The sequence below is a fragment of the Mucilaginibacter aquaedulcis genome, assembly GCF_030409325.1.
GTDB classification, from domain to species: domain Bacteria; phylum Bacteroidota; class Bacteroidia; order Sphingobacteriales; family Sphingobacteriaceae; genus Mucilaginibacter; species Mucilaginibacter aquaedulcis.
This window is the reverse complement of the sequence record NZ_JAUFPR010000004.1, coordinates 114,233-130,533: the sequence shown is the minus strand read 5'-3', so window position 1 is coordinate 130,533 and position 16,301 is coordinate 114,233. Positions and strand designations below refer to the sequence as shown.

Annotated in this window: 9 protein-coding genes; all 9 read left to right on the top strand. The window is 41.2% G+C overall.

The features are described from left to right. Positions 1-32: 32 nt before the first annotated feature. The gene (susR, locus tag QWZ01_RS18850; RefSeq protein ID WP_290326021.1) at positions 33-1,658 is read left to right on the top strand and encodes a SusR family glycan utilization regulator; all 1,626 of its coding nucleotides are present in this window, start codon (positions 33-35) and stop codon (positions 1,656-1,658) included. Between the two features lie 596 nt (positions 1,659-2,254). After that, the gene (locus QWZ01_RS18845; RefSeq protein WP_290326019.1) at positions 2,255-5,200 is read left to right on the top strand and encodes a SusC/RagA family TonB-linked outer membrane protein; all 2,946 of its coding nucleotides are present in this window, start codon (positions 2,255-2,257) and stop codon (positions 5,198-5,200) included. 34 nt (positions 5,201-5,234) lie between these two features. After that, positions 5,235-6,767, top strand: coding sequence for a RagB/SusD family nutrient uptake outer membrane protein (locus tag QWZ01_RS18840; protein ID WP_290326018.1), 1,533 nt, complete (start codon positions 5,235-5,237; stop codon positions 6,765-6,767). A gap of 133 nt (positions 6,768-6,900) precedes the next feature. Continuing rightward, positions 6,901-7,758, top strand: a complete 858-nt coding sequence (locus QWZ01_RS18835; protein ID WP_290326015.1) for a GyrI-like domain-containing protein — start codon at positions 6,901-6,903, stop codon at positions 7,756-7,758. A gap of 13 nt (positions 7,759-7,771) precedes the next feature. Continuing rightward, positions 7,772-11,059 (top strand): VCBS repeat-containing protein, encoded by a 3,288-nt coding sequence (locus QWZ01_RS18830; RefSeq protein ID WP_290326014.1) that lies wholly within the window; start codon positions 7,772-7,774, stop codon positions 11,057-11,059. A gap of 1 nt (position 11,060) precedes the next feature. Beyond that, on the top strand, positions 11,061-13,091 hold the full coding sequence (locus tag QWZ01_RS18825) for a kojibiose hydrolase (protein WP_290326013.1): 2,031 nt from the start codon (positions 11,061-11,063) through the stop codon (positions 13,089-13,091). Between the two features lie 194 nt (positions 13,092-13,285). Beyond that, entirely contained in the window at positions 13,286-14,608 is a 1,323-nt protein-coding gene (locus QWZ01_RS18820) for a vanadium-dependent haloperoxidase (protein WP_290326011.1), read from the top strand. A 22-nt stretch (positions 14,609-14,630) separates the two neighbouring features. Then, the gene (locus QWZ01_RS18815) at positions 14,631-15,812 is read left to right on the top strand and encodes a glycoside hydrolase family 130 protein (RefSeq protein WP_290326009.1); all 1,182 of its coding nucleotides are present in this window, start codon (positions 14,631-14,633) and stop codon (positions 15,810-15,812) included. Between the two features lies 1 nt (position 15,813). Beyond that, a complete protein-coding gene (locus QWZ01_RS18810; RefSeq protein WP_290326007.1) occupies positions 15,814-16,299 on the top strand; it encodes a peptide deformylase in 486 nt (161 codons plus the stop codon). Positions 16,300-16,301 lie beyond the last annotated feature (2 nt).

The window sequence follows — 16,301 nt, the reverse complement described above, 5'->3', positions numbered from 1 at the left end:
GCAGTGCCTCATCAAAAGTTAATTGGTTTACTATGAGATTTTTTTTACCTGTTTTATTATTAGTAATTTTTGGATACAGAGCTTCAGCATCGTCAAAAACAGATAGTTTGCTTAATGACCTTAAAAGGGAACTTGCCAGGAAAAATGTGTATGATGATCAGAAAGAGGCCCGTATAAAAAAGCTGAAAGCCTCACTGGCAGCATTACCAGCATCAAATTATAATTCAAAATACCAGCTCAGCAGCAATCTTTACGAAGAATATAAGGTATATCAATTTGATTCGGCTTATGTGTATATCCATAAAATGGAGGGTATAAGTAATACACTTAAGGATGGGGCTAAGCAAAACGAGTGTAAAGTGAAACTTGGTTTCATTTTACTTTCGGCCGGAATGTTTAAAGAGACTTTTGATTGTTTAAATGATATTAACGTACAACTTTTAAATACAAATTTAAAAATTGAATACTATGCCCTTAAAGGGCGGGCTTATTCTGATTTGGCCGAATATGATAATAACGCCTATTATACACCTTTAGATAATGCCGAATCAAGCAAATATCTTGATTCGGCAATTATGCTCAGCAAGTCTGGTTCTTTTGACTTTTTAATGCAGAAAGGCAATAAACAACTTAGAACAGGTGATACCCGAAAACCCTCAGAATATTTTATTCAGCTGTTAAAAAGTAAGGAACTAACCACTCATCAGCGCGCTATGGTGGCTACCGGTCTTAGTTTTTTTTATTTAAACCCCTCGCAAGCTGAGGAACGCATTAATCTGCTAATAGAGGGCGCCATTAATGATATCAGATCATCAACCAAAGAAACGACGGCAAGTTTCAGGCTTGGTGAACAGCTGTATAAATCTGGTAATATGATTGATGCCTACATATTTGTAAACCAGGCCATGAATGATGCTGAATATTATGGTGCGCGGCTCCGGAAGATAAAGATCGCGGCTGTTTTGCCCGTTATAGCCGCCCAAAAACTGATATTGATGGAAAAGGAGAAAAATAGATTCCTGGTTTATTTATTATCAATAACCGCCGTTTCCATATTAGCATTGTTGGTTTCATTCATCATATTTAATCAGCTTAAACGACTAAAAGTTAAGGAAAAGATCATTGAAGAAAAAAACCTCGAGTTAGAAAGCATCAATGAGAAGTTGATTGAAGATACGCGCATTAAAGAAGAGTATATAGGTTATTTCTTCAATGTAATATCGGGATATATTTTAAAGCTGGAAAAACTGAAAAGAAACATAGAAAGAAGACTCATAGTCAAAAAATATGACGAGATACAGGTATCAGTTAATGAAATAAACATAAAAAAGGAACGCGAATTATTATTCTACACGTTTGACCACATATTCCTGAAAATATTTCCCAATTTCATTACCGTTTTTAATTCATTGTTTAAGGAAGAAGATCAGATATGGCCCAAGGACCATGAAGTGCTTAACACCGATCTGCGGATATTTGCCCTGATCAGAATGGGGATAAATGATAATGAAACTATCGCCAATATCTTAGAATACTCAGTTAATACCATATACGTGTATAAGATGCGCATTAAGGCAAAATCTGTACTTTCAAGTGATCAGTTTGACCAAAAGATAATGGCTATAAAAGCTATCGACGTTCTGAATAAAGCCGAATGAAAATCGGCAAAAGGCTAAAATATGATTCAGCTTAAATTAAACGCCTTAAAAAGGGTTAAATTTGATTTATATTTTTTAGCTTTGTTTGTTTTTTAACTATCTGATTTTTAGTTATTTGAATTTTTAAAAACCTATAAAAATTTATATTTTGTAAAAAAAAATAGGTAATATCCCGTACTACATATTACTTTGTAGATAATCATGCTAAACCAAGGTTAATAGATTGTTTATTGACCATGATTAATGACCGATACCAACACAAACGTATAAACCCTTAATAATAAAATTTTCGTGCAGGCCGCCTGTTGGCTGCGTTGACATAGCAAAAGAAGTTGATCTTTTGTTTTGAAAGTATTTGCTGCTACAGCATAATAATGCCCTGTGCGTGATGAATTTTTGAGAAATAAATAACCTAAATATGAATTTGAAATATACAAATACTTACAATTCGCCTTAAATCAAACCTTTTATAATAACTATTGGTTAACTACCAGTATGTTAAATTTATAGTTAATGAGATATAATAATTAATATTTTATTATTATAAATTAATTAAGTACATTTATTCAAACCAAGTAAACACTAAAACTAAATTTATGCAGCTAAAAAATTTACTTAAAGTAAGCTGTTTTGCCATTTTCTGCTTCTTTGTTGTGCCCGTTATGGCTCAAAACAAAGTAGTGACTGGTAAAGTTACAGACTCGCACGATGGTACACCAATGCCGGGTGTATCAGTCGTTGTTAAAGGCTCAACTGTTGGTACTAATACAGGGCCTAATGGTGATTATAAATTATCGGTACCAGCTTCAACAACCACATTAGTAGTATCATTTATTGGCTATGCCAAGCAAGAGGTAGATATAACCGGGAAAACCTTAGTAAACATTTCACTGGTAGGTAGTGCTACCGCACTTAGTGAAGTGCAGATAGTAAGCGTTGGTTACGGTTCTACACGTAAAAAGGACCTCACAGGTGCCGTTTCAAACATTTCGGCCAAGGACTTTAACCAGGGTACTATTATCAACCCATTAGATCAGATTCAGGGTAAAGTAGCTGGTGTGGTTATCACCCAGGGTGGTGGTGACCCCAACCAAACTGCTACTGTACGCTTGCGCGGTCAAACATCGCTTTCAGGAAACCAATCGCCGTTATTTGTGGTTGATGGTATCCAGTTAGATGATCCGGCCCAGTTTCAAAATATTCCTCCGGGTGATATAGCAACTTATGACATCTTGAAAGATGCATCAGCAACAGCTATATACGGTTCAAGAGGTGCAAACGGTGTAATTATAGTAACTACTAAAAAAGGTAGCGCCGGTAAAGCACAGGTTGACTATAATGGTTATGGAAGTGTGGCCAAACAAAGCAAATATTTTGATTTGCTAAGCGCAGCGGACGTTAGGGCCTTACCTACTTTTCAACCAAGCTTGGAAGGCGGTGGCAATACAGATTGGCAAAGGGCAATTACCCGCACAGCTTATACACAAAGCCATAATCTGGCTGTATCAGGAGGCACCGGCGGATTCAATTACAGAGCATCTTTAAACTATCAAAACCAGGATGGTGTAATTATCAACAGCGGCAAAAAACAACTTGGCGTACGTTTTAGCGCTGAGCAAAAAGCACTGAATGATAAGCTTGATATTCAATTCGGTATTTCAAACGTAAATACTACTCGTAAATTAACTGACTATACCAGTATTGGATATGTGTTTAACGCACCACCAACTTACCCGGTATATAAAGATGACGGATCATTTTACACATTTACCGGTTTTAACCAGGCCAACCCGGTTGAACACCTAACCCAAATACTGAATACTAAAAATGAATACCTTACACTGATAAACGCAAGTATCAATTATACTTTAGCCCCAGGCCTTAAAATAGGTGTATTTGGTGCAACATCACGTAATAATGTTCAGGCGCACTACTTCAAACCGCAGTTTCCAGATGAGGGCAACGTGAGCTTAGCAACTGATACCAACTATAATACCAACTCTTACAAAGGTGATGTGCATATTAACTATGATAAAACCTTTGGTAAGCACTCTTTATCAGCAACATTAGTTGGTGAGTATAACGATTTCCTTTACAGTAATTTCTCGGCAGGTGGCCAGCAGTTTTTGGTGCCTGAAAACCTTGATAATAACTTAGGCAGCGGTATATCGGCTTTTAACAATATTGGTTCATACAAAAGTGAATACAAACTAAGATCAAATCTGGCTCGTGTCAATTACAATTACGATGGCAGGTATTACTTAACAGCCTCTATTCGCCGAGATGAGTCAAATAAATTTGGTTCAAATAACCAGGTAGGTTATTTCCCTTCATTTGCGTTTTCATGGCGCGTAAAAAAGGATTTCCTGCAGGATGTTGAATGGATAAATGATTTAAAATTAAGAGGAGGCTACGGTGTTGTAGGTAACTCTGATGGTATTTCACCATATTCTACATTAGGTTTGGTTAACTCGCAAACGCCAGGAGGTACCCCTACACACTATTATGATCCGGTAACTAAAACTTATCCGTTAAGTTACTCTCCTATTCAAAATCCAAATAATGATTTGAGATGGGAAGAAAGACATGGTAGAAATATCGGGATTGATTTTTCGCTCTTTAACGATCGTTTAACAGGTGATATCAACTATTATAATGATAAAACTAAAAACCTTTTGTACAGCTATGCAGTGCCTACGCCACCAAACGTATACAATACTACTTTAGCTAACGTAGGTTCATTATCTAATAAAGGACTTGAAATTGCTCTTACTGCACAAATACTTACTGGTAGCGGCTTAAACTGGACAGCCAATGGTAATATTGCATTCATCAAAACCAAAATTACCAGCTTATCCGGAACTTATAATGGTAACCAAATCACAACTGATCAAATTCCGGTTGGTTATGCACAAGGCCGTGGTTTAAGTGCCGATCCTATTACATACTTAAGGCCGGGCTATGCACCAAACTTATTCTACTTAACACATTATACAGGACATGATGCCGCCGGAAATCAATTGTTTGACGGACAAACTTTAGCTCAAAACGGTACACCTAAAAAGTACTATATTGATCCGAGTAATAAGTTTGATTATGGTTTGAGTAACAACTTTACTTACAAAAACTGGAATTTAAGTTTCTTTTTCAGAGGTAAATACGGCCAAAAAATATTTAACAACACCTTGTTGAACTTTGAAACCGTAACCCGCCTGCCCGGAACAAATACAACCAAGCAGGCTTTAACAAACGGTGTAACAGATGCTCCGGTATCATCAGACAGATGGTTAGAGGGTGCATCGTTCCTGCGTCTTGATAATGCATCGTTAGGATACAGCTTTAAAAATGTAAAGGGCTTTAGTGCCATAAAGGTATATGTTGCCGCAAATAACGTATTTGTGATAACCAAATACCGTGGTCTTGACCCTGAAGTTACTGTTGCTGGCAGTAGCCTGGCATATATTGATGCCAACTACAACGGTAATGGCTACTATCCAAAAACGCGCATATTTACTTTTGGAACTAATGTTTCATTCAAATAGTTAAAAACTGTTTGTAATTAAAACTTTAAAAGAGATGAAAAGAAATAGATCTTTAATATTTACGATGTCCATGATTGCTATGGGCAGCGTTATAGTTTCGTGTAAGAAACTCGAAAAAAACGTATATAATGATGTTCCGACAAGTAACTTTTATCAAACGCCAGCTCAGATAGCAGCAGGTGTGGCGCCGGTATATACCGCGTTAACACCGTTGCAAACCGAAGGTGTTTTTCAGGCAAATGAAGCCTCGTCTGATGAAATGATTGTTCCGACACGTGGTGGCGACTGGTTTGATGGCGGCAAATGGCAGGCCTTATGGAAACACTCCTTTACTGCTGATGTGCTAACCTTCAACGATGCATGGGGTAACCTGAGCGCAGGTATAAGTAAAGCTAACTTCATATTAAACATATTAAATGGTTTACCTACCAAGCCGGCCAATATTGATAATATCAATGCCGAGGTTAAGGTAATGCGCGATTATTATCTGTTTTATTTAATGGATATGTATGGCAATGTGCCTTTGGTAACCGATTTTAATACCGACCCGAGCAAAGTAACCACAGTTGCACGTAAAGATGTATATACATTTTTGATAAATGATTTAAAAGCAAATGTTCCGCTTTTGTCAGTAAAAGCAGCCAGCAATTATGGTCACATGACCAGACATGGTGGTTTTATGTTGTTAGCCAAGCTTTACCTGAATGCGCAGGTTTACACAGGCACAGCTGATTGGGCAAATGCAAGCGCTGCGGCCGATTCTGTAATTAGTTCAGGTCTGTACAGTTTACAACCAAGCTTTCTGGATAACTTTGCAGTTGTTAATGAAGGATCGGTTGAAAATATCTTTGTTATTCCTTTTGATAAGGTTAATATCACCGGTAACCAGATAGAAGCTTATTCATTAAACTACAACAGCCAGTTTACCTTTGACCTTTTAGGCCAGCCTTATAATGGCTTTTCTGCTCCAAGGGCATTCTATACTTCATTCACAGATGCTGATGCACGTAAAAAAATGTTCATTGTAGGGCAGCAGTATAGTTCGGCAGGGGCACCTTTAACAGATAAAGGAACCGGCTTGAAAGTTTTCCTGAGCCCGTATATTAACGAATTATCAAACCCTGCCGATAGCTTTAAGTTTGCTGGAGCACGTAGCATTAAATATGCGCCAGAGGCTGGTTCATTTCCAAATTCAAGTAATGATGGCGTAAGGTTCCGTTTGGGCGATGCTTATTTAATGAAGGCTGAAGCTGATATGCATCTTGGCAACACCAATACTGCACTTACGCTGGTTAATGCTATCAGAAGAAGAGCCGGAGTGCCTGAATGGACTTCAGCTGATTTGACCTTCGATAATTTATTAGCTGAACGTGGCCGCGAAATGGCTTGGGAAGGTTGGAGAAGAAATGATTTAATCAGGTTTGAGGTAGCAACCGGAACTAAATATTGGACTGGTGCCCGCTTACCGGGTAAAACTCAGGATCCGGATACCCATACTTTTATATTCCCTATTCCTAATCTGCAAATTATTGCTAACCCTCTGTTAAAACAGAATCCGGGTTATTAATTAATATATTTGATATAAACCAATTAAGGACAATGGAACAGCTAATAACTGTTCCATTGTTTTTTGTTTAATGTGGGCAATGCAAGTAATCAAATATTTATAACCTAATAAAATTTCAGTTCTTAGTTACACCATGAAAAAAGCAATAATTGTTTTCATATTATTCATAATTATAGGCTTTATCCCATTTCAACAACACAACAGTGTTGATATCAAATCAAACTACTTTGATGTATGCCAGCAATTGGCTGGTGGCAATCAAACGAAAACTCCAAAATTCAATCCTGGCAAAGATTTTAATATTACTGCTATTAGCGCGAATGTTTTTAGTGCAGCTACAATCTGTGGCCCCATGAGTTATAATTGTTTCTACACGGTTGCTCCCGGCATCAAAAATAATTATGCCATCATTGCTATTGACGCCCCAACCAATGTATTTAAATGGCTTATCTCTCAGGTACAACCATCTGTAAAACCCGACGCGCTGGTCCTGAACCTGAAAGCTTTTATGGAGAATGCACGTATATATTATGGTTTTAACATCATTGAAAAAGATGTTGCCGAAAATTACATCGCCGTTAAAAAGGAAACAGTTCCTATCCAAAATAAATTTCCGGAAATCAATAGGGCTGTAAAAGATTTGAATTCTTTTATAGCGCAAAACAATGCCAAAGCCATTCATCCCTTATCCTGTTCTTATTATCCGCATCAGGCCGATTCCGTACAGGTATTGGTCGGTATTCCCGTAAACAAACAAATACAGCCCACTGCTAACATTACTTGTATGCGTATGCCCGGTGGTAAAATGCTGGTAGGTGATTTTAATGGGAAATACAGCGACAGGCAAAAACTTTACAACGCTATGGAAAAATATATTCAGGATCATTCCCTGTCAAAGCAGATAGCTCCGTTTGAACGGTACCTCGATAACAGGATACCGGCAAGCGACACAGATTCAGTAAATATGCAGATCAATTACCCCGTACTTTAATACAGCTTATCAAATGCAGCACAAACTATTCGCCGCCTTAGGAATACTGTTTTTAGGCATAACTTCATGTAAGCAAAAAACTGTTGTACCACCGCTTTTTGAGCAACTACCTTCAGCAAAAACCAACATCCATTTTGTAAACCGGATCAGTGATAAAGATCGTCCAGGTATTTTGGATTACCTGTATTATTATAACGGAGGGGGCGTAGCCGTTGGCGATATTAACAATGATGGCCTGCCCGATCTGTTTTTTACCGCCAATCAAAAGGGCTGCAATAAACTTTACCTCAACAAAGGCAATTATCAGTTTGAGGATATTACATCCAAAGCAGGTATTGCCGGTACCGCCGATTGGAGCACCGGAGTAACCATGGCCGATGTTAATAATGATGGTTACCTGGATATTTACGTATGTGCAGTGGCCGGAAAGCTCAATCTGAAAGGGCATAATATGCTCTATATCAACAATCATAATGGTACATTCACAGAACGGTCTGCCGAGTATGGGCTTAACTTTTCGGGCTACTCTACCCAGGCTGTATTTTTTGATTATGACCATGATGGCAAACTGGATTGTTTCCTGCTTAACCAGTCAGACCATTCCGTGGCAGTTTACGGCGATACCGTTATGCGCAAAACGGATAACAAGCTGGCAGGCAGCAGGCTCTATATCAACAAAAACAATCATTTTACCGAAGTAACCAAACAAGCAGGTATTTATAGCAGCGCGCTGGGTTATGGCCTTGGTGTGGCGGTTGGTGATGTAAATAACGATGGTTGGGAAGATATTTATGTGGGGAATGATTTTCATGAAAACGATTATTACTACATCAACAATCATAACGGCACATTTACCGAATCGGGTATTAAACATTTCAACCATTACAGCCGCTTTAGTATGGGTAACGATATGGCCGATTTTAATAATGACGGTCAGCTGGATGTTGTAACTGCCGATATGTTACCGGGCGAGGAAACCACACTTAAAAGTTATGGAGGGGATGAATCATATGATCAGTATAAATTTAAAATAACCCGTAACGGTTTTCAGGATCAGTACTCGCGCAATGCTCTGCAAAAAAACCTGGGTAATGGCGAGGCTTTCAGCGATGTAGCCCTGATGGATGGCGTTGCTGCTACCGATTGGAGCTGGAGCCCCTTACTGGCCGATTTTGATAACGACGGTATCAAAGATCTATTCATAGCCAACGGCATTAAACGCAGGGCCTTGGATATGGACTATGTGGTTTATGTATCAAACGATAGGGTACAGGGTATGCTGAATAGCGGAGCAGGGTATGACAGTACCGTACTTGATAAAATGCCTTTGGGCGATGTGCACAGCTATTTATTTAAAGGCAATGCCAGCGAAAAATTTACCGATAAAAGCGCTGACTGGGGCTTTGGTAATACCAACCTGGCCAATGGCGCAGTTTATGCTGATCTGAATAACGATGGCCGGCTTGATCTGGTAACCAATAACGTAAACCATGAAGCCGGCATCTACAAAAATAACTCTCCTAAAACTAATTACTTAACCCTCAAATTTACGGGGCATGAGGATAATGGTTTTGGCATTGGTACCAAGGCTTACGTTTTTTGCGGCGGACAACTACAGTACGAACAGTTGATGCTGACCCGTGGCTTTCAATCATCGGTGGAACCGCGGCTGCATTTTGGTTTAGATAAAAAGCAGCAAATAGATAGCGTACTTATTGTTTGGCCCAACCAAAAGTACCAGGTATTAAAAAACGTAAAGGTAAATCAACAATTAACTATCGATCAACGGAATGCGGGCGGCAAATTCAACTACCAGCAATTTTTCCCTGCGGCAAAACCGCTTGTTAAAGAGATCACCAGTGATATACACATCAACTGGAAACACCGGGAAAATGATTTCGTAGATTTTAACCAGCAGCCACTTATCCCGCATATGCTATCGGCCGAAGGCCCACGAATGGCAGTTGCCGATGTAAATCACGACGGTTTGGAAGACCTGTATGTTTGCGGTGCACGCAACCAGCCCGGTGCGCTTTTCATCCAAACCCAATCAGGCGATTTTAAGCCATCTGCTCAGCCGGCTTTTGTAACCGATTCGGCCAGTGAAGATGTAGACGCTGTTTTCCTTGATGCCAATCATGATGGTTTTCCCGACCTATACGTGGCAAGCGGTGGTAACGAATTGAGAAACGGCGAACCTGATTTGGCCGACAGGCTGTACATGAACGATGGTAAGGGCAACTTTACCCGGTCGGCCAATATTCCGGTCATCAGGTCAAATAAATCTGCAGTTGCCGTTGCTGATATTAACCATGATGGCTATCCCGATATTTTTGTAGGCGGCGCGCCGGATAATCTGGCATTTGGCAAAATTCCTGAATCATATTTATTAATGAATGATGGTCATGGTGTGTACCATCAGGCAGCTATCCCCGAAGAGCTGAAACATGCAGGTATGCTGCGCTCTGCCGCTTTTGCCGATTTGGATAACGACGGATGGCCCGATCTCGTAGTGGCCGGCGAGTGGATGCCTGTAAAGCTTTTTTTGAACAAAAAAGGCAAATTAGTAACGCGGCAGCAAAACTCCATGGATAAACTAAGTGGATGGTGGCAGCGTATAGTACTGGCCGATGTAGATGGTGATGGTAAAACAGATATACTGGCAGGCAATTATGGCTGTAATTCAAAACTTAAACCAACTATTGATGCCCCGCTGAAACTGTACCTGGCCGATCTGGACAAGAACGGTACCATTGATCCTATAGTGGCATATTGTGTTAACAAAGAATATTATACATTTTTGGGCAAGGGCGATATTGAGCGCCAGGTTCCGCTTATTAAAAAGAAATTTCTATATTATCATGACTTTGCCGGTAAAACTGTTGAACAGTTATTTGGCGATTCGTTAAACGATAATAAACCATTAAAGGCCGCGTCATTTCAGTCGGGTGTATTTTATAATAAAGGAGAAGGTAATTTCGAGTTCAGGGCATTTCCTGCATCGGCACAAATGGCTCCGCTTTTTGGTTTAAATATATTTTCGGCTGGGAATAACAAGGGTATTCTGAGTGGCGGTAACTTTAATGGTGTACTGCCTTACGAGGGCAAGTATGATGCCGACTATGGTGATATGATGTTGCTGGATAACAACAGGAATTTGAAAAGCATTTCGCCGGTATCATCCGGGTTTTTGTTACGCGGACAAGTGAGGGATATCAAAACAATTAAAACCGCCACAGGGGTAATTTATGCTGTAGCTTTCAATAATAAACCGATCAGGTTTTTTAAATTAAATAATTGATATGAACAAAGTATGCACGTTGTTAACTGGCCTGTGTTTTTGGGGCAGCACGCTGCAGGCACAAAACGCCTGGCAAATAAAAGCCGATAAAATTGATGCCGCCAACTATTACGGCATCACGGTAGCCAACGGCATGATCGGTATTGTATCATCGCCAGAGCCTTTTAAGGTAAAAAACGTGGTGCTTGCCGGTGCTTATGATCTGTATGGCCGCGGCCGGGTGAGTAACTTTTTAAATAGTTTTAACCTGCTTAACAGCTATCTGGAAATAGGAGGAAAGCGTATTGAGGCCAAAAATATCAGCAACTTTAAACAGGAGCTTGATATGCAGCACGCTGCCTTTACCACCACATTTGATTATGGCGATGCAGCATCTATTAAATATACTTATTACTCGTTAAGGCAGCTGCCTTTCACCGTGTTAATGGACATTAGCATCACAGCTAAAAAAGCCATCAACATTACTGCGGCCAGCGTAATGGAAGCTCCTGATGCATTAAAAGACGTACAGAATTATTATAACGAGATTGACAGGCCCCACGTAACCATCAGTCTGCTTACATCTACAGCCAAAAGCCCTACTGGCAAGTTGCAGCTTTGCGCCTCCAATACTTTTTTATTTAACGAGCGGCATGGCCAGGAACCAAGAGTAATTCATGAGATGTGGGATAACAACATGCACCTCATGAAATTTAGCAAAGCCCTGGCTGCCGGACAAACCTACAGCTATGCTTTAGCCGGCTCATCCATTACCTCGGCCCATGATGCCGATCCGCTGAACCAGGCCGAACGCCTCACCATGTTTGCCAAGCTGGAAGGCCGCGACCGCCTGATAAAATATCACGAACAAGCCTGGGATGAACTATGGAAAAGCGACATCAAAATTGAAGGCGATGCCCAGGCCCAGCAGGATGTGCATAGCATGTTGTATCATCTGTACTCATTTTCAAGGGCGGGTACGGCTTACTCACCATCGCCGATGGGCTTATCTGGTTTGGGTTATAACGGGCACGTTTTTTGGGACGCTGATATCTGGATGTATCCGGCGCTTTTAGTGTTACACCCTGAGATAGCCAAATCATTGGTAGAGTACAGGTTTCAGCGCTTAACAGCCGCAAAACAGAATGCGTTTTCGCATGGCTACAAAGGGGCAATGTTCCCTTGGGAAAGTGCCGATAGCGGAGTAGAAGAAACCCCTGTTTGGGCATTGAGCGGCCCCTTTGAACATCACATTACTGCCGATGTTGCTTTGGCAGCGTGGAGCTATTACTGTGTTACACAGGATAAACAATGGCTGTTGGAGAAAGGCTGGCCCATACTATCGGCCACTGCCGATTTTTGGGCAAGTCGTGTAGAACGCAACGGCGATGGTCATTATGATATTAAGGATGTAGTAGCTGCCGATGAATGGGCCGAGAACGTGGATAACAATGCCTTTACCAATGCCGCAGCAAAGGCAAACCTGCAAAATGCCATTGCCACCGCGAAAATTTTAGGCTTAACTGCTGATCCCGACTGGCAGGTGGTAGAGCAGAATATCCCGATATTAAAATTTCCGGATGGGGTAACCCGTGAGTTTGCAACGTACAAAGGTGAAGGTATTAAACAGGCCGATGTAAATTTGCTGGCCTATCCGCTGAAAACCATAACTGATCCGGCACAAATAAAAAAAGACCTGGAATATTACGAAACCCGTGTCCCCAACGAAGGAACACCAGCCATGACCCAAGGGATATTCACCCTGTTGTATGCTCGTTTAGGTAATGGTGATAAGGCTTATCACTTTTTTAAGGATGCGTATGAGCCAAACCTGCTGCCTCCTTTCCGGGTTATTGCCGAAACCAAAGGCGGTACCAATCCTTATTTCGCTACTGGGGCGGGAGGGATCATTCAAAGTTTACTAATGGGTTTTGGCGGTTTGGATATAACACCTGAAGGTATAACTCAACTTAAAAGTAAATTGCCCAAAAACTGGAAATCATTAACTATTACCGGCGTAGGTGTTGATAAAAAGACTTATGTTGTAAAATAATATAAATTAAACAAAAATGATGTCATTTCGATGAGCCGGTAAGGGAATGCGAATAGGAGCGAAGAGAAATCTTGTACGAGCGAAATTAGCAGATGCAAATTATATAAGGTTTCCCCTCAGACTATGCTCAATCAATGATTCGTCGAAATGACATTCTTTATAATACATATCATCTAACTTGCTAAATTACACCTATGAAACCTTTACTGATTTTTGCCACTGCTTTATTACTTTTCACCTCCTGCAAAAAATCAGATTATAAAACCATACTGCATAACCCGGCTTTATACAGCAGTACGGTTTATGAGCTTAACCGCGTAGTAATGGGCAATAATTTTTCGCCGGTGGTAGCCTCTCGTAATTATGCCTATGCTTCTGTAGCAGCCTATGAGGTGATAGCTGCCGGATATCCTAAACAATATAACTCGTTAGTTGGACAATTAAATGGGCTAAAAACGGTAGCCAAGGCACCTGCTGATAAAGTCATCGATTATGAATATGCTGCACTGCTGGCTTTTTGTAAAGTGGGCGAGGCAGTTACCTTTCCCGAAGGCAGCTTGAAATACTATACCGATAGTTTGCACAACATAGCCACACAGCATGGTATGCCCGCCGAAGAGATCAGTAATTCAGAAGCTTTTGCTAAAGCCGTGGCCGGTTCTATCATGGCCTGGAGCAAAAAGGATAAGTACCTTAAAACCCGCAGCGCCACCAAGTTTGCCATTAATGATGTACCCGGCCGGTGGACACCAACACCCCCGCTGTATGGCGAAGCCGTAGAACCTCACTGGGGCGAGATCCGTACCATGGTGATGCATGACGCTAAAGAATACAGCATACCGCCGCCGCCGCCATTTAACGTGACCGATAAGAACAGCAAATATTACAAAGAGGTCATGTACATCAAAAACGCGGTTGATAGCCTTACCCATGACCAGGCTCACATGGCCGATTTCTGGGATGACAACCCCGGCAAGCTCAATGTAAGCGGGCACGTACAGTTTATTACCAAAAAGTTTTCACCGCCGGGGCACTGGCTAAGTATTGTAGGTATCGGTGCTAAACAGGTAAAGGCCGATTTTAATACCACCGTTTATGCCTATGCCAAAACCGCTATAGCCTTGTTTGATGCCTTTATTGAATCATGGACAGCCAAATATACCTATGATACCGCCCGCCCCGAAACCGTGATCAACAAATATATTGATGCCGAGTGGAGGCCGCATCTGCAAACACCGCCCTTCCCTGAATATACTTGTGGCCATTGTACCATATCTGCTGCCGCTGCCGAAGCGCTCACCAGCGCGCTTGGTGATAATGTAGCTTATACCGATACATCTGAGCTGGAGTTTGGGGTGAAAAACCGCTCGTATAAATCGTTCCGGGCAGCTGCCAATGAAAATGTTTGGGCCCGGTTTTATGGAGGTATACACTTTCATAATTCCTGCATCGTATCAAACCATTATGGTAAAATTGTCGGCGATTCCATCGCTATAAAATTGGTCATGAAGAAATAATCACCCTATAAAGTACCCTGCCATGAAATTGAACTTTATCTTTCCTCTCGCTTTTGCTATTGCCGCAACGGTTAGCGGTTGCAAAGGCAATCAAAACAATGCAAATGCTAAGGCCGATTCATTAAAGGATACTGCCAATAACTGGGCTATTTTGCCATTTACCAAGATTGACAGTGTTAACCCTATTTTAGGGCCTGGGAGAGGTAAGTTTATTGACCCCATTCTGAAAACACAGGTTTTGTGGGAAGCTAAAGATGTTTTTAACCCGGCTATAGTGAACCGGGGCGGTAAAATATGGATGCTTTATCGCGCCCAGGATAAAACCGGAAAACCCGACGGCACATCGCGTATTGGTTTGGCCGTAAGTACCGATGCCATGCATTTTGTACGTAAGCCAACACCGGTTTTATATCCCGATAACGACGATTTTAAAAAGTTGGAATGGCAGGGTGGTTGCGAAGATCCACGTGTAGTGCAGGATGATAAGGGAACTTATTACATGACCTATACTGCTTTTGATGGCAAGGTTGCCCGTTTGCTCATAGCTACATCTACCGACCTTATTAACTGGAAAAAATACGGAAGCGTTTTTGCCAAAACAGATAGCGGTAAATATGCCGATAAATGGAGCAAATCGGGCTCAATTGTTTCTACTTATAAAAAAGGCAAAGTGGTGGCCACTAAAATAAATGGTAAGTATTGGATGTATTGGGGCGATACCCAGATATGGACCGCAACATCAACCGATCTCATCAACTGGTCGCCGGTTAAAATGGCTGCAGGCGAGAAACCGCCAGTAAGATTAAGATCAGAGGCTTTGAATTTTGCTGAACTCAAAATAGCGTTACCTACCCGTGAAGGTAAGTTTGACAGCGACCTGGTTGAATCGGGCCCGCCGGCTATACTGACTGATAAAGGTATTGTGCTGATATATAATAGCCGCAACGTTACTTCATTTGGTGATCTTGAACTGGCTGATGGCACTTACTCCGCATCGCAGGCTTTGTTTGATAAGGATGACCCAACTAAACTGCTCAAGCGCCTGGATACGTTTTTTATGAAGCCTGAAAAACCATACGAACTATCTGGACAGGTAAACCAGGTTTGTTTTGTGGAAGGTTTGGCTGTATTTGAAAATAAGTGGTACTTGTATTATGGTACCGCCGATTCAAAGATAGCCGTGGCGGTGAGCCCAATGAAATAACATGAAAACCCTGCAAGATCTTTTATTACTGGGCGATCCTCGTCTGTATGAAAAATGTGACCCTGTTTTACCCGGGGAGCTGCCGTTGGTTGGCGGTTGGGTAGCTGACATGGATAATGTGATGCGGGAGATCAGGGCTAAATATAATTTTGGCCGAGCTATAGCCGCTCCGCAGTTAGGTATTATGAAGAGGCTTATCTACATGAATATTGATAAGCCCGTTATTTTCATCAACCCGGAACTTACCTATTTAAGCCCCGGGCTATTTGAACTATGGGACGATTGCATGAGTTTCCCCAATTTGCTGGTACGTGTAATGCGGCACAAAGAGATCACCATCAAATACCTTGACCAAAACTGGCAACCCCAGGAGTGGCACATGGAAGATGACCTGGCCGAACTATTACAGCATGAGTATGATCACCTGGAAGGTATTCTTTGTACCAGCCGGGCAATTGATGACCGCTCATTTAAATGGAGGCTTTAATC

Bases quoted from the DNA above. Each gene is read 5' to 3' on its own strand.
- susR (WP_290326021.1), top strand. From the start codon at position 33: ATGAGATTTTTTTTACCTGTTTTATTATTAGTAATTTTTGGATACAGA.
- QWZ01_RS18845 (WP_290326019.1), top strand. From the start codon at position 2,255: ATGCAGCTAAAAAATTTACTTAAAGTAAGCTGTTTTGCCATTTTCTGC.
- QWZ01_RS18840 (WP_290326018.1), top strand. From the start codon at position 5,235: ATGAAAAGAAATAGATCTTTAATATTTACGATGTCCATGATTGCTATG.
- QWZ01_RS18835 (WP_290326015.1), top strand. From the start codon at position 6,901: ATGAAAAAAGCAATAATTGTTTTCATATTATTCATAATTATAGGCTTT.
- QWZ01_RS18830 (WP_290326014.1), top strand. From the start codon at position 7,772: ATGCAGCACAAACTATTCGCCGCCTTAGGAATACTGTTTTTAGGCATA.
- QWZ01_RS18825 (WP_290326013.1), top strand. From the start codon at position 11,061: ATGAACAAAGTATGCACGTTGTTAACTGGCCTGTGTTTTTGGGGCAGC.
- QWZ01_RS18820 (WP_290326011.1), top strand. From the start codon at position 13,286: ATGAAACCTTTACTGATTTTTGCCACTGCTTTATTACTTTTCACCTCC.
- QWZ01_RS18815 (WP_290326009.1), top strand. From the start codon at position 14,631: ATGAAATTGAACTTTATCTTTCCTCTCGCTTTTGCTATTGCCGCAACG.
- QWZ01_RS18810 (WP_290326007.1), top strand. From the start codon at position 15,814: ATGAAAACCCTGCAAGATCTTTTATTACTGGGCGATCCTCGTCTGTAT.